Below are 25541 nucleotides of genomic sequence, written 5' to 3' on the forward strand. Positions count from 1 at the left end.
GCTACTCGCCCTCTTCCTTTAATTCTGACGTCTCCCCCGAATTCCGGACTTTTCAAAACTAGAGGCACGGTTGCTTTCCGGCAAGCCCGAAGGGGCGCAAGGAGAAGCAATGAAGAGGTCGAGATTTATCGCCTACATGCACATGGGCCAACGGCACGTCTTCCTCCTGCCCGTCGGGCTGGATGCGCCGCGCGGTCTTGGGCGCCAGCCCCAGCAGCGAGCGAATGGCCGCCGAGGTTTGCGCACGCGCCTTGAGTTCCAGCAGCTGGCCCAGCAAGGTGAGCGAGATGATCACCGCCGCCGCCTCGAAGTACACCGACACGCGCCCCATCGAAACGAACGAATCGGGAAACACCTGGGGCGCCACCGTGGCCACCACGCTGTAGACAAACGCCGAACCCGTGCCCAGGCTGATGAGGATCCACATGTTGGGGCTGCGGTTCAGCACCGACTGTGCGCCCCGCACAAAAAACGGCCAGCCGGCCCACAGCACGATGGGCACGGTGAGCACGAGTTCGATCCAGCTCTGGGTCGCCATCTCGAACCAGCCGAAGCTGTGGCCGAACATCGCCAACACGGCCACCACCACCGTGAGCGGCAGGGTCCACCAGAAGCGGCGCTGGAAATCGAGCAACTCGGGGTTCTCGGCCTCGTCCAGCGCCGGCATGACCGGCTCCAGCGACATGCCGCACTTGGGACAGTTGCCCGGCTGGTCCTGTCGGATCTCCGGATGCATCGGACAGGTGTAGCCCGTGCCTTCCAGCGGAGATGTCACAGGTAGAGAGGCCGGCGCACCCGGGCCTCCAGCGTGACGGTGTTCGTGATGACGATGTGACTCCATGGCATGGCTCCAATCTTCAGGCTGGCTTTGCCAAGCCCGTGGTGGGGTCAACTGCAGCAGCAACCGCCCTTGGGCGCAGCTGGCGGTGGCGGACTGTCGGTTGCCTGACCCGACGGGGCGCCATTTGTGACCACCTCGCTTTCGTAGCGCCTTGCCGCCAATGCAGAAATCAGCTGCGATGGCGCCACGTTCGCCTCAGCTGTGACCCTCACACGGCCAGCTCGCAGATCCACTGCGACGTCTTGCACACCGTCGATTGGAGCCAGGGCCGTCGTGACGCGCTGGACGCAGGCACCGCAGGTCATGCCCTGCACATCGAGATCGATGATGTTCATCGTGATCTCCTTCACTTGCCGGCGGGCGGCATGGTTCCATCCGGCATGCGCTGCATCATCATTTCCATCATGGTCTGCATCAGGTCCATGCGCATCTCCATCATCTGATGGTGCTTGGACATGTCCATGGGCATGTCCTTCATGCCCGCCATTCCCGGCATGCCCGCCTTGCCGTGCATGCTGCCCATCCCCTTCATGCCTTTCATCATGGCCATGCCTTCGTGCATGGTTTTCATGTGCTCGGCCATCAAGGCCTGGCGCTCTGCTGGCGTCTTGGCATTCATCATCTTGTCGCGCATGGCCTGCATGTCTTTCATGTGGTCGTGCATGGCTGACGGCGCCCCAGACGGTGCCACAGCTGCTAGATGCGCAGCGTGTTGATCTGCATTGGCCGCCGACATGGGACCCGCTGCCGGGGCGTTGGGGTTCGCGCAAGCGGTCAGCAAGACGGCGGTCGAAAGCGTGAGGAGGGTGTGGATGGTTTTCATGATGGTGTTCTTGAAGGAATGGGGGAGCCGCCGCAGGCGGCAACAAAGGGGATGCCAGACAGGAGATGGGACGCCATCTGGGTGACCCAGACAGCAAGAGCGCTCTTCGCAATGGGCTGCGAAGCGGTCTACAAGGTCAAACGATGGGGTCGCGCAGCGATGGGCGAAGCCATGTGCGGGGGTCTGGTGGCGTGTACCCGCAGCTGAACTGCGGTGGGTGTGGCCATGGTTGGCGCCCCAGTCCGCGAAAGCACGCCCACCCAACCCGAACTGCCGTCGGCGAGGGGCTGATCGACCTTGGTGATGGCCAGCGGTGCTTCATCACAGAACCTCAAGCATCCCGCATCAACAGGGTCGCTTTGTGCGCGGTGATGGCCTTGTGCAACCGATTCATGGTGTGGTGACACCGTTGAAGAATCGTGACCGCCGTGGTCAGGCTCGCTCAAGAGGCAGGCATTGGCCACCCCGGCGCCCAATGCAAACAGCCACACCGCCAGGATGATCCTGGTGGCATGGCGCAGCGAGCGGCGGTGAATGTGCATCTTGGTCAGACGAACTGTGGAAACAATTCAAGGCTAAACATGTGGGCTCAAGCCGTCTTGATGCAAATCAAGAAAGCTGGCCGGAAGACGGTCCCCGACCAATAAAGTGTGCGGCGGCGCAGCACGATGGTCGGTTCGCCACCGAACAGACTGGAAGGCTGGCACTGGCCACACCGGTGCAGTACTGGCTGGACGCGCGCCTCTACCGCGCGGGCTGGAATGCCGTGCGAGCAGGTGCCGGCAACATGGACCTGTTGGTGGCCCAGGGTACCAGCGCCGGATACGGCCTGAGCGTCTATCTGCTGTTCAAGCACGCGGAGCACGGCACGCCGCACCCGTACTTCGAAGCCGCAGCGGTGATCGTCACACTGGTTCTGCTGGGCAAATGGCTCAAGTCGCGCGCCAAGCGCCATACCACCGCCGTCATCGCGGCGCTCAACACCCTCAAGCCCAAGGTGGCACGCGCACGTATGCCTTATGGCAACGTGGATATTGCGATTTCGCAGGTAAAGATCGGGGGCATCGTGGTGGTGCGCCCGGGAGAGCGTATTCCGGTCGACGGTGTAGTCACCATCGGCTCCAGCCGGGTGGACGAATCGCTGATCACAGGCGAGAGTCTGCCGGTGGCCAAGCACGCGGGCGACAAGGTCACCGGCGGCGCCGTCAATGCCCGGGTACTGCTGCGGGTGGAAACCACTGCGGTGGGCGCGGAGTCCACGCTCTCGCGCATCGTTCGTATGGTCGAGTCGGCGCAGGCCGAGAAAGCGCCGCTACAGCGTAGCGTTGACCGCGTGAGTGCCGTCCTTGTTCCGGTGGTGCTGTTGATCGCGTGTCCGCGTGCCGTGGGCCGTGGACCTTGCGACGTCCACAGGCAGCATGGCCGGCACCGGGGTGGCCGTTCGCCAAGGCATCCTGATCAAGGATGCCGAAACTCTGGAGGTCGCGCACAGTGTCGACACCGTCGCGATCGACAAGGCGAGCACGTTCACCGAAGGCAAGTCGACGTTGGTCACGGCGCTGGCAGCGCCCGATCATGAAGATAGTCTACTGTCCTGGAGCGCCGCTATCCAGGCCGGCAGTGAGTACCCGCTGGCGCGCGCCATATGAACGCCGCCGAAGAAGCTAGTCTAGTGTTGCTCTCCTCTACCAAAGTAAGCGACGTTCCCTGGCGCGGCATGTCGGCCGAGGTGCAGGGTCGTGCATAGGCTCAGCATGCTGGGTAGATAACCAGAAAACGCACACCAGGGCCGTGACCTTACCGTGCCGACCAAGAGGTCATACGGCAAATTCCTTGGTTCGGACGGGCCAAGCCCGGAAGCACGAGCGGTGGCAGAAACGTTCATTCCAAAACCAACCACTTGAAAAAACGTCTTTGACTGCGGAAATTCGTCTACCAACGCCCGTATCCACGGAAAAACATCTACTCAGACGCGGGCGTCGATGTATGCCGCAAAGTGCTCGCCTACGACGGACTCCACCCTGGCAAGTTGCTCATCGGTCAGGCCTTCCGCCAGTTTGCGCTTGCGTTTGGACAGCGTGCCGTTGCCCTGAACGATGACATCGATGAGGGTATTCAGCTGGGACTGGCGCATGTCCAGCCAGGCTTCCAAGTCCTTGACCGTGTTGTCGTGAGCGCGCAGGTAGATCACCTCGGACAGCAGATCCTCTTCAACGCACAGCTTGCAGCATTCCAGGATGAATTCGCACAGATCGGTTGCGTCGAAGTAAGCGTACAGCCACTGCGGCTGTGGTGACTTGACCAGGATCGTTGCGCTATCGCCGTCCAGCATGTATTCCAGCAGATCCGTGCGTGGGCGTGAATAGCTCTTCAACAGCTTCGAGTAGCGCTCAAGCTGGCTCAGCATGCGGGCCGACAAAGGCAGCACGACGCCCCCGGGGGTGAAACCGGCCTGGCGAAGCACGTGGTGGAGCAAGAACCGGTGCAGTCGCCCGTTGCCGTCAAAGAAGGGGTGCACAAACACCAGACCGAACGAGGCGCAAGTGGCCGCGACAACAGGATCGAGCTCGCCGTTGGACGCGGCTGTTGCCAGTGCGGCAACGTCATCCATCATGGGGTCGACCAGTGCGACGGGCGGTGGAATGAAGTCTGCGATGTTGCGCATACGCCCTGGACGGGACAACCAGTTCTGCTTGGGGCGGTACTGGTACTCCGCTGCGTGGTCGCTGACGATCTGGTTCTGCCAGGCACACAGTTGCTCTTCCGTGAGTGGGCCGGGTTCGCCGGCGGATTCCAGCAGCTTGCGAAACCGGCCCGCGCGATGGCTGTCGGGGATTTCGTTTTCGATGTTGTAGGTCGAGCGAGTCTCGGACAGGTAGAGGTAGTCCACCGCGCGGGCCAGCATCTCGGGTTCGATGCTGCTCATGGCGGTTTTCACCTTCTCAGCAAGTCCCTCCTCCAGCAAGGCTGTAAGCCGAGGCGTTCGACGAACGAGCGGGCTGTACGCGCGACCACCAAGCACGTTGTTGATGATGCCGAACTTGGCGTCCAGCACCTTGGGCCCGCAAACATGGTGCACCGGGTCGAGCAAGAAAATTCGCGGGTTGCCGGCGGGCATGTCGTAGTCCAACTTGTGCTCAGAGAGCCATTCCACGAGGTGGCCAGCCATTCGAGAGTAACGCGAGCTGGGCATGGCATGCAGCCATTCCTGTACGCCGTCACGAGCCTCTTGATGTTCAAAGAGCGCCCCCAGCACCGTCAGGTTCAAGTGCTCTCGCTTGAGCGCAAAGGTGAGTTGGCCCGTATATGCCTCGGGATCGCTCAGGCGCCTCAAAGGCAACTCGATGCGCTCACTGCCGTCTGGGGTGAAGGTATGCCTTTCCAGCGTCTGCTCGGTCGCCACAAAAATCCGCTGCAGAGGCGGCACGCGCAAACCGAAACGTCGGATTAACGACTCGTAACCCAAGTACAGGCGAGGAGTGGGATGCGGCATGGGTTTTGTGTGTTGGAGCGACCAGCAGGACGTTGCAATCGCCAGAACATCTTTGAAACTGGAAAAACATCTACATGTTATCAATCGTTCGGCAAAACGTCTACAGCCGCCGACCAACGTTCCACTGAGAGGCCGCACTTGTGGCGCTCAACAGACCGGCTGCGGTGTCGAGACCAGCACATGGATTGAGCAACTCATGCCATGCGAGAAAAAGGCGCCTCTCCTGCCGCCATAAACTCCACGTACTGCGCGAATGGCGCAGCGTCCTATTTACCCAACCGTGGAGTCACAAAAGAATGGCCACTGCAAAGAAGGCAGCCCCCAAGGCAGCCGCGAAGAAGACCGTCACCAAACAGGTGAGCGTGCTCAAGCCGATCAAGGAAACTTTCAACAAGACCACGCTGGTCGCCCACCTGGTGCAAGCCTCCGGTGCCGAGCCCAAAACGGTCAAGGCCGTGCTCGGCTCACTGGAGGCGGCCATCCTCGCGTCTTTGTCCAAGAAGGGCGCGGGCGAGTTCACTTGGCCAGGCGTCTTCAAAGTCGCTGCCACCCAAGTGCCTGCCAAGAAGGCCCGCAAGGGAATTGACCCATTCACCAAGGTCGAGCGCATGTTTGCCGCCAAGCCCGCATCGGTCAAGGTCAAGGCTCGCTTCTTCAAGAAGGTCAAGGACGCCGCTCTGTAATCGGCGCTGATCTCGTGCAAAGGGGGCTATCGTGCCCTCTTTCTCTTTTCGAGCAGTCTGCGGCCAGCCTCGCCGTGTCCCAAGCTTCGTTTGCGGGCCGTCGCGGACTCAGCCCTTTTCAATTTCCGCCTGGACCAGCTGTACATACATATCCACCAGAGCACTGGCCTGAAGTTGCAACTGCAGGCGTTCGTCGACGTTGTCGGGCTTGTGAAATCGGCCGTAGGCGACCGAACCCTTCATGAAATGGCCCTCCGTGTCACCGCGGGCGCAGAAGCTGCGTCGAAGGCAGTCCAACGCGCTCTCCAGCGCAGCACGGTGGGCACCCTGTTTGAACTGCGCCGCGAACGCGCGAGCGCCCTCCTCCAAGTCGCTGCCGTACTGCAAAACGTGGATGAGATCCCCCACGTCCTTGTTCGCGCCGCGCTGGTCGAACGCGATGGCCTTGAGCACAACAAATGCCAGCTGGTTGGCGTAGTGAATGCGCTCCACGGCAACGCCCTTGCCGTCCAGCAGTTGCGCTTTCACCTCTTTCGTTTCATAGAGGGTTTGCGCAATCGACATGTGAGGGATGGCCATCGCCGAAATCGATTCCGCACCCAGCGAGCGAAGCCGCGCGGGTTCGTCGCCAGTCGCATCGCACAGAAACTCCACGCGCACCGGCACGCCCCGCTCTGTCTTGGCCTCCCACTGCCATGAGGACACACCGCCCTGCTCCCTTTTCATCTTCGAAAACCCACGTTCTTTGAGGCGGGTCGAGATGGGGGTGTAGTCCTCGCCGGCGGCGATCACGGCGAGGTCGATCACCAGATCAAGGTCAGAGGTGCCCGCGTGCGCTGGCACCTCGGGCGGGCTCTCCGGGGTGAGATACCTGGGCACCAGTCCACCGACCAAGCGTACCGTGTCCTTCAGGCTGCCCATGCACCCGAGTACGGTGACCAGCGCCTGTTCACAAGCCTCGGTGACTTCAAGTGAATAGCCCGACGCGCTTTCTGGCTTGGAGTCAGACATCGCGTGCACCTCCAGCGAGAAGTTGCTTCTTCACTTGGCCTGCCAGTTCCCCGCTGCGCCCGCCTGCGTTTGCCAGTTCCAAGTATTGGACAACCGGGCTGGCAAACCATCCCGGTCGATCAGCCAGGTGGAGGCGATGCTGCAGAGCGAAATCTTCGCACTCGTGGAGAGTGACGTTAAAGCCTCTGTCGGCGCGCTTGAGTCCCAGCTGCTCGGCAACAGCCGAGGTCGCCCCTAGCGGCACGATCAAGTCATAGCCGCTGACGGCGGTGAGAAGTTGCGCAATGCTGTTCGCAGCGTACTGTCCAGTGAAGGCCCAGTCATTGTGATGTCCTTCTCCCATACGTTTGGCCAGCATCTCCCCAAGGGAGGCCGGGTTCTGGGTGAAGGCGAACCAGCGGGGCTTGCTGACCTTTCTGCTCCCCCAGTCCTTTGCCCATGTGTCCAGAAGGACCTCTGGATCCGTTAGCTGGCGGCGCACACTGCGCCCGTTTCCTTCGCTCTGGACCATGCCGCGCTTCTCCAACTCGCGCATGAGCACAGAGACCGTATTTGGGCTGGCACCTGACGCCTGCGCGAGGTCGGAGCCTGTGCGCCAGGCGTCCCAGTGCAGCAGCAGGGCGTGCAGCACTTTTTCGCGCTCGGGCGTAAAAAGAGAGCCTACGTCCCGCCAACTGGGCTTCAGGGGGGGGCGGTCGATGAGCAGTTGGCGCGCGCCCAACCGAATGGAGAGGCTGCCGCTGCCGTCGAAGTAGCCGATACCGGCGGACTCCAGCGATTTTCGGGCCCCTTCGCTGAGCGATTCCGCCCAGACCATGACCTGGTTGATGCGCGGGTCAGCGCCAGCGAAGTCAGCGAGTTGCCTTCGCGCCACCTCGATATCCCGCGGAAAGGCGTGTCGCTTGAATTCAACCAGGACATGGTTCTGCTCGCCGTCGATGGTGATCGCCAGACCAAGGTCACCGCGGCGCCCGTCGCGCAGCCTGGGTTCGTGCTCGACCTCCATGCTCTGAACCGGGAATCGTTCACTGAGTGCTGTGCGGAAGTGATCGAGGAGCTTTTCGGTGGCGTGGCGTTCCTGAAGCATGGAGCGACCTCCGTGATGATGTGCTGTACAGCGTATTTATGCGTTCAGAGATATGATACGCTGAAAATGCTCAATACGCTGTACAGCTTATGAATAGCGCCGTAAGCCAGAACGTGAGGAGGAAGCGTTCAAACGCGACTGCTGCCATGCCTCATGCGGGGAGCCGCCTACAACCGCCCAACAATGATCAACTCGCGTCTAACGGCACACCCGAATTCCATAATGCGATCTCCAACACCTGCAGCAGCCGATTGGTCCTTGGTTTAACGAGTCGTTGCGAGCCTCGCTTGCTCAGTAGTCCGATGCCGGAATGGAACAGCGCAACACAGAAGTGCTGGGGATGTTGCGCTGACGCGTAGACCACGCCATCCAGCGCCATCGCTCTGCACTCGACGGCCAGCTCCTGTGTTTGCGTTATTCGTAGCGACTGCAGCACGGGGTAGGGCTCGGCAAGGCCGCGCAGGTCGGCCAAACGCAATGAGCCTGTTGTCACGAACTCAACCAGGCATCTGCGGCGCAGATCAGAAAGGGCTCTGCTCACAGTTTCACGCCTGAGCAACGATTCGTAAAGCGCTGTCTCGGGGCTATCTGCCGAGTAGGCAACAGGCTCGTTTGACAAACAAAATCGACCTTGCATCAAGCCGACGGGGGGCATGGACAAACCATTCATTCGCAGACTACTGGCTCGGGGCCGGATCAGCTGGACGCGGTGCAGTACGCAGGGGGATGGGAGTTCTACAACGGGTGGGTTCAGGTCTTTGAATTTCATGTGCAGGCAAGCTCAATGCCCTTCTGCTGTTGCCAGATCAACGATGCGACGGCCAGGCACGCCCTGCTCCAGGGCGATGCGTGGCGCCAGTCCGTCAAGTGCGTCGTGCGGCGTTTCCAAAAACGACAGCATTTGCCAACCATCGGCGGTGCCCAAGGCTTCAGACAGCGCCTGAATCACCGGGAAGACGTAGGGCTCAAACTGCCATTTCGGAATCTTGAAGCCACGACGCAAATGCGTCACGCCGATGCAGCGGCCACTCTTGATCCAAGCGTTGATCGTCACGCGGGTCGTCCCGCTTAGCTCCGCCGCTTCTTCAGTCGTGATCATGTCCGAGGCAATGATTCGTTGGCGCCGGTACTCGGCACCACGGCGCAACAACACAGTCGTCTGCGCCTCACTGGCGTAGGGGTCGACCGTACTGGAGCGATGTGGGTTGAGAGAGTCAAGGGCAACAGAAAAAGGAGAAGTCAATGTGTTCATGGCGGTCGTGTCTTGAACACCCGTTCAGGGTGCATTGCGCATATCGGGCTTGCTGCTGCCGAAGAACCCAGGCTGCTTGACCTGGCGTTGATGCGAGGCCTGAGAGAGCGGCCGATCGCACGCAGTTGCTCTCGCAATCACAGGTGCACTGCCCTTGGGTGGAATGAGCGCGTTCCACACATCGTCAAGCCACCTACTACAGGTGCGCTGCGCAATCTCGCTGGTGGCACGCACCGCCAGGAACACCTTCATGATGGCTAGGGCGATTTTTGAGGGCTCAAACGATACGACGGCCCCATTGCGGCGAATGATTTGGTAACAGGCAAAGACGCTGGACCTCGCAGGGTGGCCAGATTTCGTGGGTTCGTCCCAAGTCAGCATGTGTGCTCTCCGGTTCACGAGCTGCCTCGTTGCAGCGCGTAAAGGCATTCTCGATCACTTCGATTTGTACGTCAAGTTCGTAAAGTTCGTTAATCTCATCGGCCTATGTGTGCAGCTCGACGACGGTGTGCCAACCACTCCTAGACGCTCGCGATTACAGATTCGGCTATCCGGCACGGGCGGCACGGGCCCAGGATAAAATGGCAATTTAGGAGCCACGGGTGCCCAACTAGCATTAACACAACGCAGTCGGCTATCGCGGGAATTGATCACTCTCGATCTTTTGCGGACACCACGCTCAAGATTGACGTGAAGTACTGGCAACCCCTGAGGCGTACCAATCGAGGAAGCGACGCTGAACACGCTCATGGGTGTTCGCGTCGTTCGCGCGAGGTTCGAAAGGTGCGTAAATATGAACGTACAGTGTGTGCTGACGGGCGTACGACTCACCACCACGAAGATGGTTACGCCGGACATCGCGCCACTCCAGCGCCTGTGGACTTGCAATGAGAGTGCGCACCCATGCCGGATCGACAACCCGACCCACCCAAGAATAGAGGGTGGTCAGTTCGCCTGCGTCCATGCTGCGCAATTCGATGATGAGACGCTCGGTGGCGAGCATGTGGATACCGACGTCGATACGGTGCACGAGACCGACCTCGGGCGTGCATTTGGATATGCGTTTATGCGAGCATTCGGTGGTGAATTTTGGTTCAACGCAATGGGATGGTTTGGTCGCTACGGTTGTCATTTCGTGATCTCCTTTCATCCAAGCTCTCACGAAATCTCTCCACGTCAAGTCCACAAGATCCTCTTTTTGCAGATCCTCTCGCTCAGATGTCGATGACCAAAATGAGATGGACATCGACTCACACTGCACTGCCGCAGGCCCCCTGCCGCCGAGGACCTCAGCCCAGCGGAAGGACCAGGCTCACTGGCTGGTTCTCATCGCTCCAGCGCCGGTCGTAGGCGGTGGTTGTCGTGATGCAGGCGTGCCCCAGGAAGTGCCGCACTTCGTTGAGATCGGCGCGCTCACGCAAAGCGAGCGTGGCGGCTGTGACCCGCAGCGCATGCGCAGAAAACCGCTCCCCCACCACTCCGATCTGCGCCAAGTAGGGCTGCACAATGCGCTGGGCCACAGCGCCCGCAGTGAGTCCAGAAGACTTGAGTGGTGTGTCGGGCTGCCCCTGACGCCGCGACTGATTAGAAGCGTTGGTCTGTAGATTTTGAGGACTCTTCGGCCTGCGCTCGAACGACGCGGTGTACGGCCCAATTTCCAGGGGCGCGCTGGTGCGTCGCCCGGTGCTGCCGCTGTCATTCAATAGTCCACCGTCTTCCTCGATAGGACGACCTTGAGGATTGACATCGCACCCGGCACCGGAGTGACGGCGGACAGCCTTCATCCGAACGAACAGGCGCTCATCGCTTTGAGGCTGTGCGCCCCTCATCGCCAGGTAGCGCTGCACCCTCTCGCGCATGAGGGGTGCAGCGGCAATGAACCGCGTCTTGCCACCCTTACCCAACACTCGCAGGTGCGACACACCCGCGCGCTGACAATCAAAATCCCGCACCCTGAGGGCCACCACCTCGGCGCGGCGCAGACCGCCCAGCAGCATGACGGCCAGGATAGCGCGGTCTCTGAGGCCCTTGAGCGTGTTCGCATCGGGCGCCTCCAGCAGGGCCTGGGCTTGCTCCAGTGAGAGCGCCGGGGTCCTGCCCTCGTGACTCTCCAGGCGTGGCCTGCGCACGCCGCGTGCCGGGTTCGTGGGGATGAGCTGCTCATCGACCAGATGCTCCAGCAGCGAGGACAGGGCCGCGAGCTTGCGCCGCTGCGTGCTCGGCGACAGGCCTTGGGCCTGCAGGTGGTGGCGCCAGGCCAGCACATGGGAGCGCGCGACCTGCAGCAACTCGGACGGGGTTTGCAACCCCGAGAACGCCGCAAAGTCCCGGACGTCGGCGGCGTAAGCGCGCCGGGTGCAGGTGCTGGCGAAGTTGGCCAGCCACTGGGTCTCGATGGTCATGAGACCCAGTTGTGCGAAGCGTGTGGCGCCTGCGGCAAGCTCGGGCCAGCACGGGGGCCTGTGGATGTGAGAGGCAATGGAATCGGAGGTGTGTTCGTGAGAGTGCATTGACGGTGGGTGTCTCCCCTTCCCTGCACGCTGCAGAAAAATCTGGGGGTCCCTGTATCGATAACATGTGTTTTCGATACGTCAAGGGCAGTAGCAGACACGGAACTTAGATATTCAGCTTCACCCTTAACCGCGGCTACGGCTTGCTGACGTGCGGGTCGTGCAGTCATGCCATAGACCAATGGATGAAGAAGTGCGTCAAGCGCAGAGAGCCCAATAGGTACAGGTCTCAAGCACGGCGATAGGCGCAGACCACCTGCTTCTTTTTGCCTACTTGAGCGCTCGGCTCGGCTTGCTTGCTGTCGCCTGCTTGGCCGTCTTATTTGCGGCGGACGTGCGCGCCGACTTGTCCTTCGGCTTGTGATACAGAGCGACCCCCATCGTCCGAACCTTGAAGTTCGTTCCCGAACTTTCGAGCTTGTGGTCCGAGTAGAAGGCCAGCTGGTTTCGCTTGCAATCGAGGCAGGTATGGCTCTTGGAAGTCAGATCGTCGCGCCAGGTGTCAAGCTTTGCGCGAGCGTCTGGCGTAGCTATCAAGTAGAAGATCAGCCCGCCCTGGTTGTGCGCGAAATTCCCCGAGGCGGGCACGTACCGCGTGGTCAGTTGAAGGAAGCCTTCATGGAAGTTACCGTCCTTCTTGGCTTCACCGATCCATGAAAACTCACCCATCTTCACCGACAGGTCGACGTGCCCGCCGGTCTTGCTATCGGCAATGGCTTCGTATCCATGCAGGCGGAGCCCGAAGAGGACCTCGGCGCTGAGGCGGTCTTCGCTGTCCTTCTGCCTGACCTCACGGCCTGCTTGCATTGAGTAGATAAGCTGATCGATGTCGTCGTAGAGTTGGTCAACGAACTCCTCGTAAGACCCTTCCTCACTGATCTTTGCGCGGCGCAAAGATGCCTGGACGGCGCGTTTCGATGAGTAGCGTTCAAAGTCTTGGAGCGATATCGATGTCATCGAGCCGCCTTCTTTTGAAGGCAAGCGCCTGGGGTGAAGCAGACCAGTATTTCCGCCTCACCGATCGGTTCGCCGTACTCCGGATGGAAGACCTCCTCGCCCCGCGAGTAGTGGTTCACCTCGTCATCCGGCAGTTCGAAGAACCCGCCGTTGAACTCGTACATCAGGCAGGTCTTGAGAATCCTAAGCTTTGGATTTGAGAGATACAGCAAAGCCTGCGACACCACGGCTGGATCAGCCTGCTCAGCGAACTGCCGAAGGTCGTCGAAGGTGTAGTGGTCGAGGTGCACTTCGCGTGAGGCGAGCTCCCTCCACATGTGCAGGCACGCGTCCCTGACGCGGGGCTCGTGAGCCCAGTCGTCCTGAATGATCCCGATCACGTTCACCTTTTCCTTCGAGGCAGTCGGCGCAGAACTTGGTCGGCGATGAAGTCGTAGTCTGCACCGTCTAGGCAACCAAGGAACTCGGCGGTGGTGACCGCTCGCAGCTTGCCCGAGTAGATCGCACGGACGCTACCCTTCAATTCGAGGTACAGGTCGCCCTTGGGCGGCTTGGCAGGCCAAGTGATGCCGATCGTGTAGGGGTCAACTTTATCAACATGTTGCTTGCCGCCGACATGGAAGCTGTCCTTGCGAAAGTCTTGGGTCCGCGTGCGATGAATCTGGCCGTGATTGTTCGATGAGGATGCCTTGCTCGTCGCCACGAAGCCAAGCGCCGTCACCCGACCGCAAGCAGCGTCCAGATACATCGGGTTGATGGCCGGATGCAGGTTCATGAGGCCAACGCCGACGGCCCCCTGTCCGATGAACTTCGTAGTGGCGCGGTTAAGTTCGTTCATCACGCGCGCAAAGGCCGTGCTGTTCTTGTCCTCGGTCATGCCCGGTTGGAAGTCGATGCGGAATTCGACAAGATCATTGGTGGTGTCGACAACCACGGTGTCGAAGCACGGAACAAGGCGTGTCTTGACGCCGATCACCTCTTCGTATTCCTCGAAGAGCTTGATCTGTGCAGCGCCCATCTTAGTGATGTCTAGCGGTTCCCGCATCGAGTACGCGCGTGTGCTGAAGAACTGCAGGTACAGCTTGCCGTCGTGCAAATCAGCCGCGAGCAACTTCGGCTCCGAGGTCTTGTACTGCTCAAGGTCGGCTTTGTGGATCGGCGCGTCGAGGATATCGAACGGTCGACGGCGTACCATCGGCCGGAGGTCGTCGACGGCACGCTTCAAGGCCCAATCCAGCACTTGAGCCTTGGAGTTCTCGTTCTGCTCTCGTAGGTCGAAGAAGCTGACGTGTTTGTTGCCCACGTAGGTGTGCCACCGGGCAGCCGTGGAAAGCGACTTGTATGCATTCATCCACATCGCGTCGCTGTATGAGTCTTCGCGGGCATGTGCGAGGGTCTCTTGCCATCCTCGACTCACGTGGATGCCTGTCGCGGAGATGATCGCCTTAGCGGCCGACCACAGCATGCGAGTTTCCATGAGTTCCAGAACAGTCACAACTTGCTCACGCGCGGCACCGTGCTCCTCACCTGGTTTCGACTGCAATATGCTCATGTGTCTCGGGTCATCTTGTAGCTAGAGTGACAGCATGCTATCCGATGACCGTCGATGCAGCCTCTTCGGATAGCAGTTTGGTGTCCGAAGCTCCGCAGCGATTGCGGCCGGTCGATCCAAGGCGTCCAATGGCAACTACCTGCCGCCTACTTGACGACCAGATGCTTAGAAGACAACGGAGCAACGGGGGAAAGCGATCGTTCAAGCGGGTCGACAGCTGGCCGACTGGCGTTCCCGGTTTGAGCTGCTCGTGACCAACAGACAATTTCGACTCTCAGCGCGACTTGATGGCCTCTTCGATCCATGCCGTCAGGTTATTGGCGATCGTCGAATAGGCAGCTTGACTAGTTGCGCCGGCGGGGTCGTACAACTTGACCAAGGTGCTCAATCGAGCGCCGCTCTTTAGCGTCACCTTGTCAAATGGATTGTCCCCAGCGTAACTCGCTTGGCCTTGGGAGTTCAGCAGCTTGTTAACGCGAACCCCCATAACCGCCATGCCTTTGTTCCAAGACCGCGCAATTTCGTGCTGCACCCAAGGGCGCGACGCCGTCTCGGCGCCAACGAGAACAATCGTGCAAGTTCTGCCCGCCAACTGCTGATCAATCCACTTCTCGATCGCTGCATTTCCACCTTTTTTGACGTCCTCCCACTCGTTGTGGGAGACGGGGGTATTTCCCTCGACCGCACCAATGTTGCGCACCTGGCCCGCGCGCCAGACATCGTTGAGGAAGTGGAAGCTGTAGAACACTCGACGCTTGGTTGCGTTCGTCACTTGGATCTCCTCGCCCTTTTTGGTGCTTGCTTGGGCTTCGGCTTTCGCTTTGGGCCAGTTACGTCAATGAACCCTGCCATGTATGTCAGGTAGTCGATGAAATCCCCGCCGGGCGCGCTCAACTCTGGATATTTCTCGCCCAACTCCTTGGCTGCGCCGCCAGTGGAGGTCAGCACCACGACGCCAGCCTTCGGATTCGCGGCACGAAACAGGTCGAACTCGTCGAGGATTCCGTCCTTGCCGCCGATGAACACCCCGGCCTCGAATTCGTTCTTGAACATTTCCTTGCGCATCGACAAGAGGCTTGACGCGCGGTCTGGACCTGCGTCAACGAACGTCACGTTATTGAACAACGCGTTCTCTTCCGGAAACGCGTCGGCGAAGAATCGCGACTGGTACAAGTGGACCGTCTTGGCGTAGTCGATGCCGAGGTTCTCGCACGCGGCCCACATCATCGGTGTGATAGCCGGTTGGCCGCCCCACACGATGCGCTTGTGGCCGAAGACAAGGGTGCACAACGATCGCACCGCCGAATGAATCAGCATCGGGTCAGCCGTGGCGCCCCACGGCAGTTCAGTTTTGCCCGGTATGCCCGCAGACAGAAAGACTTGCTTCATATCAGGGCTCCAACGCGGCAAGTTCCCACGCCGCATGACCCTTGCGCATCAGTCGAGCCGACTTCACCTGGCCGTCCAGCCAGTCCAGGTGTCCCTGCGTTCGTCTGCTCACCCCACTATCATCGAACACCACTCTGCGCGACCCGTCCGCGTCAAGCAGAGAAGCCTCGTGAAGATGTTCCGCCGTTGGAACACCGATCGAGGGATAAATCAGGACCTTGTGTTTGGAGTAGAGCTCTACGACGATCGTGCGCTTCGGGCCAAGCGCAAAGAACCGTCCATCAATCTTCTGTGCTGCAACGATCACCGCGTTGTTCAGCTCGGAACTGCGTAATGCGATGCCCCTACTTCTCGCCTTCTCAATTGCCAAGCCGGCTGTTTCGAGCGTCGCTGCTTTTAGTCGTTTGCCGCCCGCTTCAAAGTCAGCGGCGCTGAACTGCACGGATTCGGCAGCATGGCTTCGTGGGGACTGTTTGACGCCTGGCCACCCTAAACGGAGGGGTACAAGCGACTTCGCCAGTGCGTGTCCAAACTCAAGCTTCGTCCAACGACTGTCGAAGTAGCTCTCTGTATCCAGCATCACTAGCACATCGGAGTCGCTCAGCCGTTGCCAAAGCACTTCCTGAAAGTCGTCGCCGGGCGGCACGCCATGTGTGTCCAAGAACACGTCGAACTTCAGGCTCGACAAATACTCGAAAAGCTGCAGGGCGGCCTCTGTTGATTCGAGACGCTTGTAGCTCAAAAAAATTCTGCGCTGCCGCGGCATCAGCCCCAAAACCTCAAGCGCAACGTTCGCCGCACGGATGAGCGCCTTGTCACTAGGCAGCAGTTCCAGACCATTGATTGCTCGCAAGCACGTGGGAATCATCTTGCTGAACTTCTTGAGGTCGGGAACGATGGGTACTATTGGAGTGCCCTCTCGCATCAGTTTGACTAGCGCTGCCTCGTCCGGGTCCAAACCTTCGGCACCAAAGTACAGCGCAACGGAGGCGTAGTCGTTCTTGGGGTCGTAGGCGGCTGGTGCAACGACTTCAATTTCATTCTTCAGGCCCAGTGGGCTCACCAACTCCTGCAGAGTCACCTTCATCTGCGCTACACGCGCTGCATCCACCGACCCTAGCAATCCGACTTGATAGAGGGCCATGTTCAAGATCTCTCAGAATTAGTGGTTGACGCATTGCGCAGATCTCGCTCGGCGGTGATTACAGGCACAGACAAGATGATCTCCATCGCTTCAGTTTCGGTAGTTTGCCGGTATGGGCCGATCCCAGGTCAATGATGAGAAAAGGTCCCGAGCACTTCATCAACTTCCACGCCTACCTTGTGCAACGGATCCCACTGTTCGCGCCGGAGGAGCGAAGAGCCGTGTCTGCGCCGCGTCGGATGCCAAGGACCTAGTACCCTGCTTGTGTAGCGGCGGCTTCGATCCACCCTTCAATCTTCTCGTGCGGCGTACCCGTCCAGCTATGGACGGAGAAGAACTGGCTGAGAGCTGTGTTTCCCGGCGGGGGGAGCTTGGGCGTGTAGGGCCAGGTCTCGAGTTCCTGCTTACTAAAGTCCGAGGTATAGGTCCACGGGTCGCTTACCGTCTTGCGCTCGATGACCTGGACCGCGCCATCCTTGCGGAAAACACCCAGAAGGTCGAAGGGGTTGTCGCCAGTCGACGCCGTTTTCCCGTTGAAGTCAGGGATAGTATTGATCCTAACCCCGATAAGGCCGCGGGCATCGAAAAGCGCCTGCAAGATCTCGAATCGCACCCACCGACGTGAGGCCGTTTCTGCGCCGATAAGGACGCAGATCACGCTGGTGCCCTGAATCTCCTTGCGCAGGAAGCGCTTGAGCGCCGTAGGGTCCTCATTCTTTGCTTTTTCGAACGCGGACGCGTCGTAAAAGCCAGCCTCGCCGTGGTCCTTAAAGAACTGCGACTTGCGCACGACCTGTGCGCGCTGCACGTCAAGGATGTAGTGAAAACTGAAAAAGGTCTTACGTGCCATAAAAGTTCAGAAAGTATTGACGTAGCAGCCGACGATGTTGTCCATGTTAGGTGCATAAACCAATCCAAAACTACCTTGCCTTGCCGGGCTCCCCTACTTTGGGGATGGTTTTCTCTCAAAACCCGCGGATCTGGCGGTTCACTACGTCCGATCCGATGGCTTGGGCGTCCGAGCAGGGGCATTCTCTCCCGAGAAAACGATACGCTCCGTCTCCATCTACGTCTGGCAAGTGACAGACCGGTCGGTCGGCGGGACCCGTTAATGGACCGCAACCAGTGGCGGCCTTCCCACATGCGGACCTATGCGTGGAAGATGGCCGCGCGCTTAAGGTTCAACGACGCTTTCGGCTCCTGATGAAAGATCGTCTATCGGCCAGACTCATACGCCGCCTCTCATGTTGTCTGTATGGCAGTCCGAGGGCCCCCTCTTCCTCCCGCCCGCTGATGACATGTAGCCGCACCAAATCACGTAGCAGGTAGTTCACCTTCATACGGGGGAATCCCGACCTGGGTGACAGCCTCGCTCCCCAAAAGGACGACATGTCCATGAACTCGAACCAGATCAATCGAATCATCCACCCGAGCCCAAAAATTACGACGCTAATTCCAAGCCAGAAGTTCATGTAGGCAAGGAAGTCATTGGACGCCATAACCTCCAAGATGCTTGGCGCATCGGGAGGCAGGCCGACAACAAGAAGCGAGACGAGAATGGCAAGCGCTCCCACGAAGATGCCTGTGAGTCGGGCATTCTGTTCTGAGTCATACACGCTGGTCCACAGTTCGGCTGGCGCTGTTCCTCTTCCCGACCGGAGCTTTACATGCATTGCCAACAGCTCTTGGGCGTCTCGAGCTACGGCGACGAACTGGCTAGGCTTCTTTCGAAGAGCTCGACTCAAATAGCGGCTTTTTGCCTCGTCAAACTCCTCTCTTGATGTTCGCGCGCCAAGACCATTCGTGGAAATCAATGAGCGTCTTTTGTAGCTCTCAATAATTAGAGAGCTCGCAAGAAACAAAATCTCAAGCGAGAAAACCATGAACGGATAGTGCTCTTCCCGGGCACGGATGGCCACGAACGCATGGGCCATGGATGCCAACCAGAAAACCAAGATAACGGCCCAGATGACCCAATACCAAGAGAGCAAAGGCGGGTAGTGACTGCGGCCTTCAAATGCGCTGAAGTAGCCGTTTGCGATGCGGTTAAGTTCTTCCATACGTAAGCGATCAGTAGAGACTCGCCATTTCGTTTAACCCTCTACGTGCACGGGATCTGTAGCCAGCAGGTGGTTCGTGAAGCTATCCTTCGTCTCGCAACGCCAAGTCGCCCACAGCTTCGCTCCGCTTGGGTTCCCCTTGCCGAGATCCAGCTCCAGGGCCAACCAGTTCCTGGAAGCTTGCACGTACCTGTTCGACCCGGGGAACAACATCATCTCCGCATGCAAGTTGATGTCCAGCGACTGCTTCAGCCGTGCGACCGTATTCAACACATAGAAGAATAGTCGCTCGGACATAGAGACCAGTGAGGGGTGCACGATAGCAGTCGAGGTGAACTGCTGAATGTGCGCCCAGTTCTCCCGCTGGCCAACGTCTGCCTTGTAGGCAGTGCCCCAGGCCGCGACGTGAACATCGCCAGAAACTATCGAAACCCGCAGCTGTTTCTTCCTGGCCGTGTCAAGCAGAGTTTCGATTAACCGTCTGCGTTCGCCCTCGTGGTCGTCATTTGTCCAGTGATCCTTCAGGTCGTCTGCGCTGCTGTCGAGCACATGCTCTGACCCGAAGTTGTCCATGTACGCTTCTGCCAACGACAGCTTGGGGTGTACAACGGGCACCGAAGACATAAACAAGAGGTGTTGACACCCATATCCAGGATGCTTGCGGTCATTCGGAAGTACTTCCTTCAAGCAAGCGTGCAGGGCCTCCCACGTGTGCGGCCCAAGGACTTGATGATGAGAGCGCTCTGTTCGTAGATCAGCAACCACCAGAAAAAGCGGCCCCAATGCGTGCGTGAAGCTGAACCCAGGCTGGTTTTGAAGCAGTGGTAACTTGAGCTTGTCCGCCCTTAGCGCCTTCGCCCAATCAATGCGCTCGAAGAGAGGGTCGTCCGTTCGGACCTGCACGTCAGTGCGCAGCTTGAGCTCAGGCAACATTTCGATTGCGTGCTGCATCTGGAACACCCAGAACGCCCTACGAGCATGAAAGAACAGTCGCTTGAACAGCGGGCTGCGTTGCATCTGGGGACTGTACGAGCCCCAACCATCAAAGATATCGTGGTCGTCCCACATCATGACCGTGGGCATGCTGGCCATAGCAAGCGCAGCGTCCAGGGACCTCTCGTCGGCGCCCCACGCTTGGCGCTCCACAGGCAACCAGCGAGCGCTGTACAGATTGATGTAGTAGTCCTCAATGGCCTTATCTAGTTCATCGCTCACTGCGTAGTCCAGTTGCTTCTCGCGATGTAGACCTATCCAACCTTTGAGCTGCTTCAAGTCTTCCCAGATAGAGTCAAAGTAGATCTGGTCACCTCCCATGAGCAACAAGTGGAATCGCTGATTACCCTTGTCGTTGGTGCGCGCTTCATGCCAAAGCTGCTCTTTGTCGAGCATGTAACCGGCAGGACGAACAGTTTTGTCATGGTTGCACAGAAGGTCCTCCCAGACGGCATTCTCAGATTTGATGAGCTTGCGCAGTGCACTGGGCTCAGAGTAACCATTACACGAAACGTAGGCCATGCGTGGCGCATAGCCTTTCCCGGGCACCGTGAACGACCATGCCTGGGCAGCGCCCTTGACCTTGTACTCAACTCGGCGCTCTTCCTTCTTCTGCTTGCACGACAAGTCATATCGAAGGTACTTCTTTCCCGCATGTTCAAGGAGCACGACGGGCGGCTTGACTTGAATACCGTCGAGGGTCAGTACGGGAGTTTTTGCCTTGCTATCGACGCCGACGAGGGCGGTCACTGCCCAGTCACCCTCGGCACTGGTTCCGCGAAAGGACAACACTGGTCCTAGATACAGCTTGGTCATGGTGCCCCCCTACTCAGCTTGTTTGAATTTTCAGACGGAAGAATACTGCTCTTTGGCAATCGCACTTACGATCCTCGCACGCGCCTTGGCCCTCGCTGCCAGTAGTTCTGCCTCTCCGGCCTGCTCAAGCCATTCGAAAAATCGCTGGGTAGCCATCCTCGTCTGGACTGAGTCCCTGCAGTTGGCCAGGAAGACGAACTGCATCTTCTGTACATTGTCAGCCAAGTAGATGCCAAACGGGCTGCTCACAACCGTCGCATCCGGGAAGCCGAGTAGGTTAGTTGCCTGGGTTTCGGTCACCGATCGGTGACAGGCAATGACATGCAACGGCCCCCCACCCGAACCCAGATCGGGTGCCAAGCGATGGTCGTTCAAATGGGGACGCCCCACCAACTCCCTTGCCGCCGCGACATTCATCGCAGCCGGTACGGCATGGACTTTGATCAGCACTGGGGTGCCAGCGATAGATACGCACAGCGCGCCCTTCTTGGGCTTGTATCCTGCTCGCCCCGTCAGGGACGCACGAACCTCGGCCTCCATGACATTCTTTCGCCCAGCAAAGTCCATGCGACTCCATTCAAGGGACGCGCCGAGGTCGAAGCGACCGACTTTGGAGCCCTCTGCGCCTCGCTTGGTTTGTGCGAGAACGGCGTCGAAGATCGTCCTCTGAACGGCAGCGGAGAGGTCTGAAATCGTGTGAATTTCGCCGCCACGAAAGGGGGAGGCCGCTTCAACAAACGCAGCAAAACGCGCGTTTCTGCCATCTTGGCCTTTGTCTCCGGTCGATGCGCTCTTGGGCAGAGCCAACACTCTGACCTTGCCGGGAGAGTACTTGACTCCCTCGGCGTACTCTGCATGGCAAATGCCGATGTCCTCGCCCGTCTTCGCCCACCCAGCATCGCCGTTGTACAAAACGATGAGGATGTCGCAATCTCGCACTTGCTTCAGACATGCGTCCCAGCTGTCTGCCGAGTGATCAAGCGCTTCTGCATCCTCGTTTATCCAGACCTCAAACGGGGTGGAGCCGAAGAGCTTCTGTCTTTCGATGTCCTTTTTCAGAGCGCGGCGGACCTCCGTTAGGGTCACTTGCTGATCTGGAGAGAAGTTCACCAGGCAGCGGCTGGACAACATCACTCGGATTCTCTGCGTTGTGGCCAAGTTACCCTCCATCTTTGAATGCTTGCCGCGCATCTTCATAGCGCTCGGTCAAGCTGAATATTCCATTCCTCGCGCAAGGATACCGGCTAGCCCCACGGAGCGGAGCCGCTAGGTTGTCTGTGCAGCCTGCGCTCAGCGAACTTTGGAAGCCTGGCGTAAAGATTGTTCGGCGCCCTGTTGCCACCTTGGCGCGAGTCTGCGCGAACCGCGATACGCTGCAAGCAGCTGCGCAAATGGTGCCACCAACCTCCGCTGCTTTGTTACACTTAGCCACATTAGCTGTGCCTGGGGAGGGCTGGGCGCGAAGTCACTCTTTCATCGAGGACGCCTGCAGAAATGGCATCAAAAGCCGAAGGTCGCCGCGCGCGCAAGAATCAATTTGGGGTGAAAGGCGGGGTGATTCCACCGTCTTCTCAGGTTATTCACTTTTCACCTGCGCAGTGGGAAGAGTTTATTGAGGCGGCATGCCGACTGCGCCCGCTGGAGGGCTTGGTTCGCTATGCCTTTGTCAAGCGCTTGGGGGGCGCGGGTGATGGTGGACGAGATGTTGAAGCGCGACTTGACACCACGCTCACTCAAGACCGATGGGACCTCTACCAAGCAAAGCATTACGCGACTGGGTTGACACCAACCAACGCCTTCCCTGAGTTAGCCAAGTTCTTCCAGCAACTGGAAGCCAAGACGTACCCTCGCCCACGCTACTACCTATTCTGTGCGCCCAAAGGTGTCGGCAATGATCTTGGCAACATGATCAACAACCCCTCCGAGTTCAAGCGGCGCTTTTTGAGCGATTGGAGGCAAGGAAAGACTGGATTCAAGGGCCGATCGGCTGAGCTGACAGCACCACTTTCGAAATTGATTAACGAGTTCGATTTCGCAAAGATCCGAGAGTGTCAAACGCGCGACCTCATCGAATGGCACGCGCTAGACCGCAGTGCGCATCACAAGTTGTTCGGTATGGAAGCACAGCGCCAAAATGACCCTGACGCACCTGCGTCTCTCAGTCCTGACGAGCATGTGTACGTGGAGCAACTGCTCAAGGCCTATGGCGAACAATGTGGGCAACTATTGACGTCTGACGATGTGATGGCACCTGGCAGGTACCAAGAACATTTTCAAGACCAAAGGACTCTCTTCTACTGCGCTGAGGGCCTGAAGATTTTCAGCCGCGACCTCTATGGCGAGGAAGAGTTTGATGACCTGCTCGCGATGGTGCGCAAAGGCATCAGGCCACTGGTGAACAGTCCCTCGCTGAGGACTGGCCTGGAGCGTCTAGACAAGGGGACCAGCGAAGTCTCAAAGCTCAGAGTTGACGACAGCGTACTCGCATCAAAACTCAGGCCGGGCGATCTGCCAGGCACGTGCCATCACCTTGTTAACAGAGGGCAGCTATCGTGGGTCAAGTAAAGCGCAAGGCCCCTGCAGCCTTTAACTCGCCATTCGAACTCGGCCTACGAATGGTCTATCTGCTGCAAGCGCTATCTCCACGCGGAGCGGACCTTCAAAAACTCGTGCTGCTCGACTACGCAGTGGTTTACTCGGCAGATCTCAATGGGCCAAGCAGTTTGCACACTCCGGTACCCTTCCGAGGCGCAGAGCTGCTTAGTCGACGCGAGCTCATCGAACAAGGCCTTTATCTGATGAGCACGCGGGGGCTCGTGACAGCGACCTGGAGCGAGCAAGGCATCACCTATTTTGCTGGTGACGTTGCGCGAACCCTGACGACCACGCTCACCTCTCGCTACTTGCGAGATCTCGAGAGCCGCTGCTTCTGGGTGGCAGAGCGATTTTCACATTCAGAGTCTCAGGAACTCACCACTGAGTTTGCCGCGAGCGGCCATCTTTGGGGCGCCGAGCTAGAGGCCGTCGTTCGCGATTGAGGAAACATGGCCATCATCCTGACCACTCTCAAAGCTGTTGGCGTCGACCGCGAGGATGCCGAGATTCCTTTCGACGCTAAGCGACAGGTCATCCGAGGCCCGAGCGAAACGGGCAAGTCCTATATCCGCGACTGCCTCTGGTACATGTTGGGCGGGGAGAAACCACCCAAAGGCATCCCCTTGGCGGAAGGCTATCAACAGCTGCAACTTCGACTAGCTGCCGATGGAAACCAGTATGAGGTTCGCAGAGGGCTCTCTGGAGGAGGCGAGGCCATCTACCACCGGCCCCTCAACAATCCTGATGCATCCGCTTTCGAACCGCTTGAAGACGATCTCGGAGATCTTCTCGTCAAGCTCTCCAAGGCCGCAGGAAAACAGATTCTGCGCAACCAAAGTGACCGCGGTCCCGTCACTGGAGACGACCTGCGTCATTGGTCCCTTTGGTCCCAAACAGAAATTCCTGGTGAGGACCCAACAAGTGGACAGGGATACGCGACCACCAAGCGCATCTCATCGTTCAATCTCTTTTTGAGTGGCACTGACGACGCCGCGATACAAGTCAATAAAACCAAGGCTGAGGTCGACCGCATCAAGGGGCAATTGACCTCCGCTGAAGCTGCGCTGGAGCGAACAAAGGCGGGCTTGCCCGATGACGTAAAGCGCGAGGATGTCACGGATGCACTTGAACGGGTAGACCGAACGCTGGCGGCAATGACGACTCAGTACGAGGCCCGCTCCACGCTGCTAAAGCAGATGAGGCGAGACATCGCGGACACCTCCGACGTCTTGACGCGCATTGCCAACGCACGCAATCATGCCAAGTCGATGGTCGCTCGCTTTGAGCTGCTGGAGCAGAAGTACTCGAATGACTTGGCGAGATTGGGGGCCACGAACGAGGGCGTAGCTTTCTTCCAGGAGTTGCCAAGCGTGCCGTGTCCTCTTTGCGGAACGCCGACGGAAATGCAGGTGGACCCGCAAGATCTCACGCCAGCCGCGCCGGCCAAATACCGAGTGGCAATAGCCGCAGAGGCCGACAAGATTCGCAGCTTGCGCTCTGGCTTGCTTTCGGCCTTGCTTCGCGAAACGCAAAGGTATGACACTCTGAGGGTTGAAGCAGAGCGTGTGGCCCAGCTCCTGAACGGCCTTCAGAGACAAGAGGCCCTCGCGATAGAAGGCTCGCGAATCGAATTCGATGCTGACCCGAAGACACTGGCTTTCCGTCGGAGCGATCTCACAGCTCAATTGGCGATCTTCGATGAGGTGGAGCGAGTGACCGCTGAAATCGCCAGGCTAAAGGCGTCGAGTGTGCGAAAAAGGCTGGTCGTCAACCGAGACGGTGGAACGCACGGACGTGCAGTCGCAGATCGCTCCAAGGCACTTCTTGAGTCGTGGGGCTTCGCGGACATTGAGAACATCGCGCTTGACGCAGAGGAGTGCGACCTTGTCATAAATGATCGCCCTCGCCTCAGCTACGGCGCTGGCCGCAGAGCGCTCTACTTGTCCTCACTTGTCATCGCGCTGATGGAGCATGCACTGCAGGAAGGCCATCCCCACTTAGGAGTGGTCGTTATTGACTCGCCACTAAAAGCCTACGCGGACCCAAGATTTCAAGAGAGCACAGATGTTCCTCTGGCGAGGGTGACCGACAAGTTCTACGCCTGGCTTTCGAACTGGTCGGGCAACGGCCAAATCATCGTCTTGGAGAACGAAGAGGTGGCCGATGCAACAGCCGAGATATTGAAGCCAATCGAGTTTTCGGGCGTGCCGGGGTTGGGACGGCCAGGCTTCTTTCCACACCGCGACATTCTCCGGTCCATTATGAGCCCGGGCCTTTTCGGTGATGCGCCCGGATCTCTCGGTTCCGTTGAAGACTAAATGAAACAGCCAGCCGA

At 58.9% G+C, this 25541-nt stretch carries 25 protein-coding genes and 1 pseudogene; 5 read left to right on the forward strand and 21 right to left on the reverse strand.

Features of this window, described 5'->3' with window-relative positions; all coding sequences use genetic code 11:
• Positions 1-118: 118 nt before the first annotated feature.
• From AC07ZS_RS01015 to AC07ZS_RS01025, 3 genes and pseudogenes are all read right to left on the reverse strand, one after another.
• A pseudogene (locus AC07ZS_RS01015) lies at positions 119-841 on the reverse strand (heavy metal-binding domain-containing protein); the annotation flags it as partial.
• Positions 842-888: 47 nt separating this feature from the next.
• A complete protein-coding gene (locus AC07ZS_RS01020) occupies positions 889-1176 on the reverse strand; it encodes a heavy-metal-associated domain-containing protein (RefSeq protein ID WP_056278500.1) in 288 nt (95 codons plus the stop codon).
• 11 nt (positions 1177-1187) lie between these two features.
• Entirely contained in the window at positions 1188-1664 is a 477-nt protein-coding gene (locus tag AC07ZS_RS01025) for a hypothetical protein (protein ID WP_056278503.1), read from the reverse strand.
• Positions 1665-2382: 718 nt separating this feature from the next.
• Between AC07ZS_RS01025 and AC07ZS_RS01030 the strand changes: the two genes are divergently transcribed.
• On the forward strand, positions 2383-3243 hold the full coding sequence (locus AC07ZS_RS01030) for a P-type ATPase actuator domain-containing protein (protein ID WP_492439364.1): 861 nt from the start codon (positions 2383-2385) through the stop codon (positions 3241-3243).
• Positions 3244-3630: 387 nt separating this feature from the next.
• Here the strand turns inward: AC07ZS_RS01030 and AC07ZS_RS01035 are convergent, their stop codons facing one another.
• The gene (locus AC07ZS_RS01035) at positions 3631-5157 is read right to left on the reverse strand and encodes a Fic family protein (protein WP_291087647.1); all 1527 of its coding nucleotides are present in this window, start codon (positions 5155-5157) and stop codon (positions 3631-3633) included.
• Between the two features lie 185 nt (positions 5158-5342).
• On the opposite strand from AC07ZS_RS01035, the gene AC07ZS_RS01040 reads away from it, so the two are divergent.
• Positions 5343-5840, forward strand: coding sequence for an HU family DNA-binding protein (locus tag AC07ZS_RS01040; protein ID WP_494796810.1), 498 nt, complete (start codon positions 5343-5345; stop codon positions 5838-5840).
• Between the two features lie 108 nt (positions 5841-5948).
• Here the strand turns inward: AC07ZS_RS01040 and AC07ZS_RS01045 are convergent, their stop codons facing one another.
• From AC07ZS_RS01045 to AC07ZS_RS01125, 17 genes are all read right to left on the reverse strand, one after another.
• Entirely contained in the window at positions 5949-6851 is a 903-nt protein-coding gene (locus tag AC07ZS_RS01045) for a hypothetical protein (protein ID WP_069047377.1), read from the reverse strand.
• Positions 6844-7938 (reverse strand): helix-turn-helix domain-containing protein, encoded by a 1095-nt coding sequence (locus tag AC07ZS_RS01050; protein ID WP_291087652.1) that lies wholly within the window; start codon positions 7936-7938, stop codon positions 6844-6846. Before AC07ZS_RS01050 ends, AC07ZS_RS01045 begins: the two co-directional genes overlap by 8 nt.
• Before the next feature lie 187 nt (positions 7939-8125).
• A complete protein-coding gene (locus AC07ZS_RS01055; protein WP_291087654.1) occupies positions 8126-8707 on the reverse strand; it encodes an RES family NAD+ phosphorylase in 582 nt (193 codons plus the stop codon).
• Positions 8708-8719: 12 nt separating this feature from the next.
• Positions 8720-9190, reverse strand: a complete 471-nt coding sequence (locus AC07ZS_RS01060; RefSeq protein ID WP_291087657.1) for a MerR family transcriptional regulator — start codon at positions 9188-9190, stop codon at positions 8720-8722.
• A 24-nt stretch (positions 9191-9214) separates the two neighbouring features.
• Entirely contained in the window at positions 9215-9571 is a 357-nt protein-coding gene (locus AC07ZS_RS01065) for a hypothetical protein (RefSeq protein WP_291087714.1), read from the reverse strand.
• A 298-nt stretch (positions 9572-9869) separates the two neighbouring features.
• Complete coding sequence (locus AC07ZS_RS01070) at positions 9870-10322, reverse strand: hypothetical protein (RefSeq protein ID WP_291087659.1); 453 nt, start codon at positions 10320-10322, stop codon at positions 9870-9872.
• 157 nt (positions 10323-10479) lie between these two features.
• A complete protein-coding gene (locus AC07ZS_RS01075; RefSeq protein WP_291087662.1) occupies positions 10480-11592 on the reverse strand; it encodes a tyrosine-type recombinase/integrase in 1113 nt (370 codons plus the stop codon).
• Positions 11593-11970: 378 nt separating this feature from the next.
• Positions 11971-12657 carry a hypothetical protein gene (locus AC07ZS_RS01080; protein ID WP_492439368.1) on the reverse strand — a complete coding sequence of 229 codons (687 nt, stop codon included), beginning with the start codon at positions 12655-12657 and terminating at the stop codon, positions 11971-11973.
• Entirely contained in the window at positions 12654-13037 is a 384-nt protein-coding gene (locus tag AC07ZS_RS01085) for a hypothetical protein (protein WP_492439370.1), read from the reverse strand. Before AC07ZS_RS01085 ends, AC07ZS_RS01080 begins: the two co-directional genes overlap by 4 nt.
• A gap of 2 nt (positions 13038-13039) precedes the next feature.
• Entirely contained in the window at positions 13040-14209 is a 1170-nt protein-coding gene (locus AC07ZS_RS01090; RefSeq protein ID WP_492439372.1) for a hypothetical protein, read from the reverse strand.
• Positions 14210-14483: 274 nt separating this feature from the next.
• Positions 14484-14981 carry a TIR domain-containing protein gene (locus AC07ZS_RS01095; protein ID WP_492439374.1) on the reverse strand — a complete coding sequence of 166 codons (498 nt, stop codon included), beginning with the start codon at positions 14979-14981 and terminating at the stop codon, positions 14484-14486.
• On the reverse strand, positions 14978-15598 hold the full coding sequence (gene thcA, locus AC07ZS_RS01100; protein WP_492439376.1) for a Thoeris type III anti-phage system protein ThcA: 621 nt from the start codon (positions 15596-15598) through the stop codon (positions 14978-14980). The genes AC07ZS_RS01095 and thcA overlap by 4 nt, the downstream gene beginning before the upstream one ends.
• Position 15599: 1 nt before the next feature.
• The gene (thcB4, locus tag AC07ZS_RS01105) at positions 15600-16742 is read right to left on the reverse strand and encodes a Thoeris type III anti-phage system protein ThcB4 (RefSeq protein ID WP_492439389.1); all 1143 of its coding nucleotides are present in this window, start codon (positions 16740-16742) and stop codon (positions 15600-15602) included.
• Positions 16743-16992: 250 nt separating this feature from the next.
• Entirely contained in the window at positions 16993-17592 is a 600-nt protein-coding gene (locus tag AC07ZS_RS01110) for a TIR domain-containing protein (RefSeq protein ID WP_492439378.1), read from the reverse strand.
• Positions 17593-17923: 331 nt separating this feature from the next.
• A complete protein-coding gene (locus AC07ZS_RS01115) occupies positions 17924-18802 on the reverse strand; it encodes a hypothetical protein (protein WP_492439380.1) in 879 nt (292 codons plus the stop codon).
• Between the two features lie 33 nt (positions 18803-18835).
• The gene (locus AC07ZS_RS01120) at positions 18836-20611 is read right to left on the reverse strand and encodes an alkaline phosphatase D family protein (RefSeq protein ID WP_492439382.1); all 1776 of its coding nucleotides are present in this window, start codon (positions 20609-20611) and stop codon (positions 18836-18838) included.
• 30 nt (positions 20612-20641) lie between these two features.
• Positions 20642-21742, reverse strand: a complete 1101-nt coding sequence (locus AC07ZS_RS01125) for a DUF4062 domain-containing protein (RefSeq protein ID WP_494796811.1) — start codon at positions 21740-21742, stop codon at positions 20642-20644.
• Between the two features lie 363 nt (positions 21743-22105).
• Here AC07ZS_RS01125 and AC07ZS_RS01130 point away from each other — a divergent pair, with 363 nt between their 5' ends.
• The 3 genes from AC07ZS_RS01130 to AC07ZS_RS01140 are packed head-to-tail and all read left to right on the forward strand — an operon-like array spanning position 22106 to position 25524.
• The gene (locus AC07ZS_RS01130) at positions 22106-23176 is read left to right on the forward strand and encodes an ABC-three component system protein (RefSeq protein ID WP_492440185.1); all 1071 of its coding nucleotides are present in this window, start codon (positions 22106-22108) and stop codon (positions 23174-23176) included.
• Positions 23164-23649 (forward strand): ABC-three component system middle component 2, encoded by a 486-nt coding sequence (locus AC07ZS_RS01135; RefSeq protein WP_439606908.1) that lies wholly within the window; start codon positions 23164-23166, stop codon positions 23647-23649. The genes AC07ZS_RS01130 and AC07ZS_RS01135 overlap by 13 nt, the downstream gene beginning before the upstream one ends.
• Positions 23650-23655: 6 nt before the next feature.
• Positions 23656-25524: a P-loop NTPase family protein gene (locus AC07ZS_RS01140; protein WP_492440183.1), complete on the forward strand. Its 1869-nt coding sequence runs from the start codon at positions 23656-23658 to the stop codon at positions 25522-25524.
• Positions 25525-25541: the final 17 nt, after the last annotated feature.

Source organism: Hydrogenophaga sp. GW456-12-10-14-TSB4 (assembly GCF_059424305.1).

What these genes read in the sequence shown, in the direction of transcription:
- AC07ZS_RS01070 (WP_291087659.1), bottom strand. Translation starts at nt 10,322, where the DNA reads ATGACAACCGTAGCGACCAAACCATCCCATTGCGTTGAACCAAAATTC.
- AC07ZS_RS01065 (WP_291087714.1), bottom strand. Translation starts at nt 9,571, where the DNA reads ATGCTGACTTGGGACGAACCCACGAAATCTGGCCACCCTGCGAGGTCC.
- AC07ZS_RS01125 (WP_494796811.1), bottom strand. Translation starts at nt 21,742, where the DNA reads ATGTTGTCCAGCCGCTGCCTGGTGAACTTCTCTCCAGATCAGCAAGTG.
- AC07ZS_RS01020 (WP_056278500.1), bottom strand. Translation starts at nt 1,176, where the DNA reads ATGAACATCATCGATCTCGATGTGCAGGGCATGACCTGCGGTGCCTGC.
- AC07ZS_RS01130 (WP_492440185.1), top strand. Translation starts at nt 22,106, where the DNA reads ATGGCATCAAAAGCCGAAGGTCGCCGCGCGCGCAAGAATCAATTTGGG.
- AC07ZS_RS01115 (WP_492439380.1), bottom strand. Translation starts at nt 18,802, where the DNA reads ATGGAAGAACTTAACCGCATCGCAAACGGCTACTTCAGCGCATTTGAA.
- AC07ZS_RS01025 (WP_056278503.1), bottom strand. Translation starts at nt 1,664, where the DNA reads ATGAAAACCATCCACACCCTCCTCACGCTTTCGACCGCCGTCTTGCTG.
- thcA (WP_492439376.1), bottom strand. Translation starts at nt 15,598, where the DNA reads ATGAAGCAAGTCTTTCTGTCTGCGGGCATACCGGGCAAAACTGAACTG.
- AC07ZS_RS01090 (WP_492439372.1), bottom strand. Translation starts at nt 14,209, where the DNA reads ATGAGCATATTGCAGTCGAAACCAGGTGAGGAGCACGGTGCCGCGCGT.
- AC07ZS_RS01120 (WP_492439382.1), bottom strand. Translation starts at nt 20,611, where the DNA reads ATGACCAAGCTGTATCTAGGACCAGTGTTGTCCTTTCGCGGAACCAGT.
- thcB4 (WP_492439389.1), bottom strand. Translation starts at nt 16,742, where the DNA reads ATGGCCCTCTATCAAGTCGGATTGCTAGGGTCGGTGGATGCAGCGCGT.
- AC07ZS_RS01140 (WP_492440183.1), top strand. Translation starts at nt 23,656, where the DNA reads ATGGCCATCATCCTGACCACTCTCAAAGCTGTTGGCGTCGACCGCGAG.
- AC07ZS_RS01035 (WP_291087647.1), bottom strand. Translation starts at nt 5,157, where the DNA reads ATGCCGCATCCCACTCCTCGCCTGTACTTGGGTTACGAGTCGTTAATC.
- AC07ZS_RS01055 (WP_291087654.1), bottom strand. Translation starts at nt 8,707, where the DNA reads ATGAAATTCAAAGACCTGAACCCACCCGTTGTAGAACTCCCATCCCCC.
- AC07ZS_RS01075 (WP_291087662.1), bottom strand. Translation starts at nt 11,592, where the DNA reads ATGACCATCGAGACCCAGTGGCTGGCCAACTTCGCCAGCACCTGCACC.
- AC07ZS_RS01045 (WP_069047377.1), bottom strand. Translation starts at nt 6,851, where the DNA reads ATGTCTGACTCCAAGCCAGAAAGCGCGTCGGGCTATTCACTTGAAGTC.
- AC07ZS_RS01050 (WP_291087652.1), bottom strand. Translation starts at nt 7,938, where the DNA reads ATGCTTCAGGAACGCCACGCCACCGAAAAGCTCCTCGATCACTTCCGC.
- AC07ZS_RS01080 (WP_492439368.1), bottom strand. Translation starts at nt 12,657, where the DNA reads ATGACATCGATATCGCTCCAAGACTTTGAACGCTACTCATCGAAACGC.
- AC07ZS_RS01110 (WP_492439378.1), bottom strand. Translation starts at nt 17,592, where the DNA reads ATGGCACGTAAGACCTTTTTCAGTTTTCACTACATCCTTGACGTGCAG.
- AC07ZS_RS01060 (WP_291087657.1), bottom strand. Translation starts at nt 9,190, where the DNA reads ATGAACACATTGACTTCTCCTTTTTCTGTTGCCCTTGACTCTCTCAAC.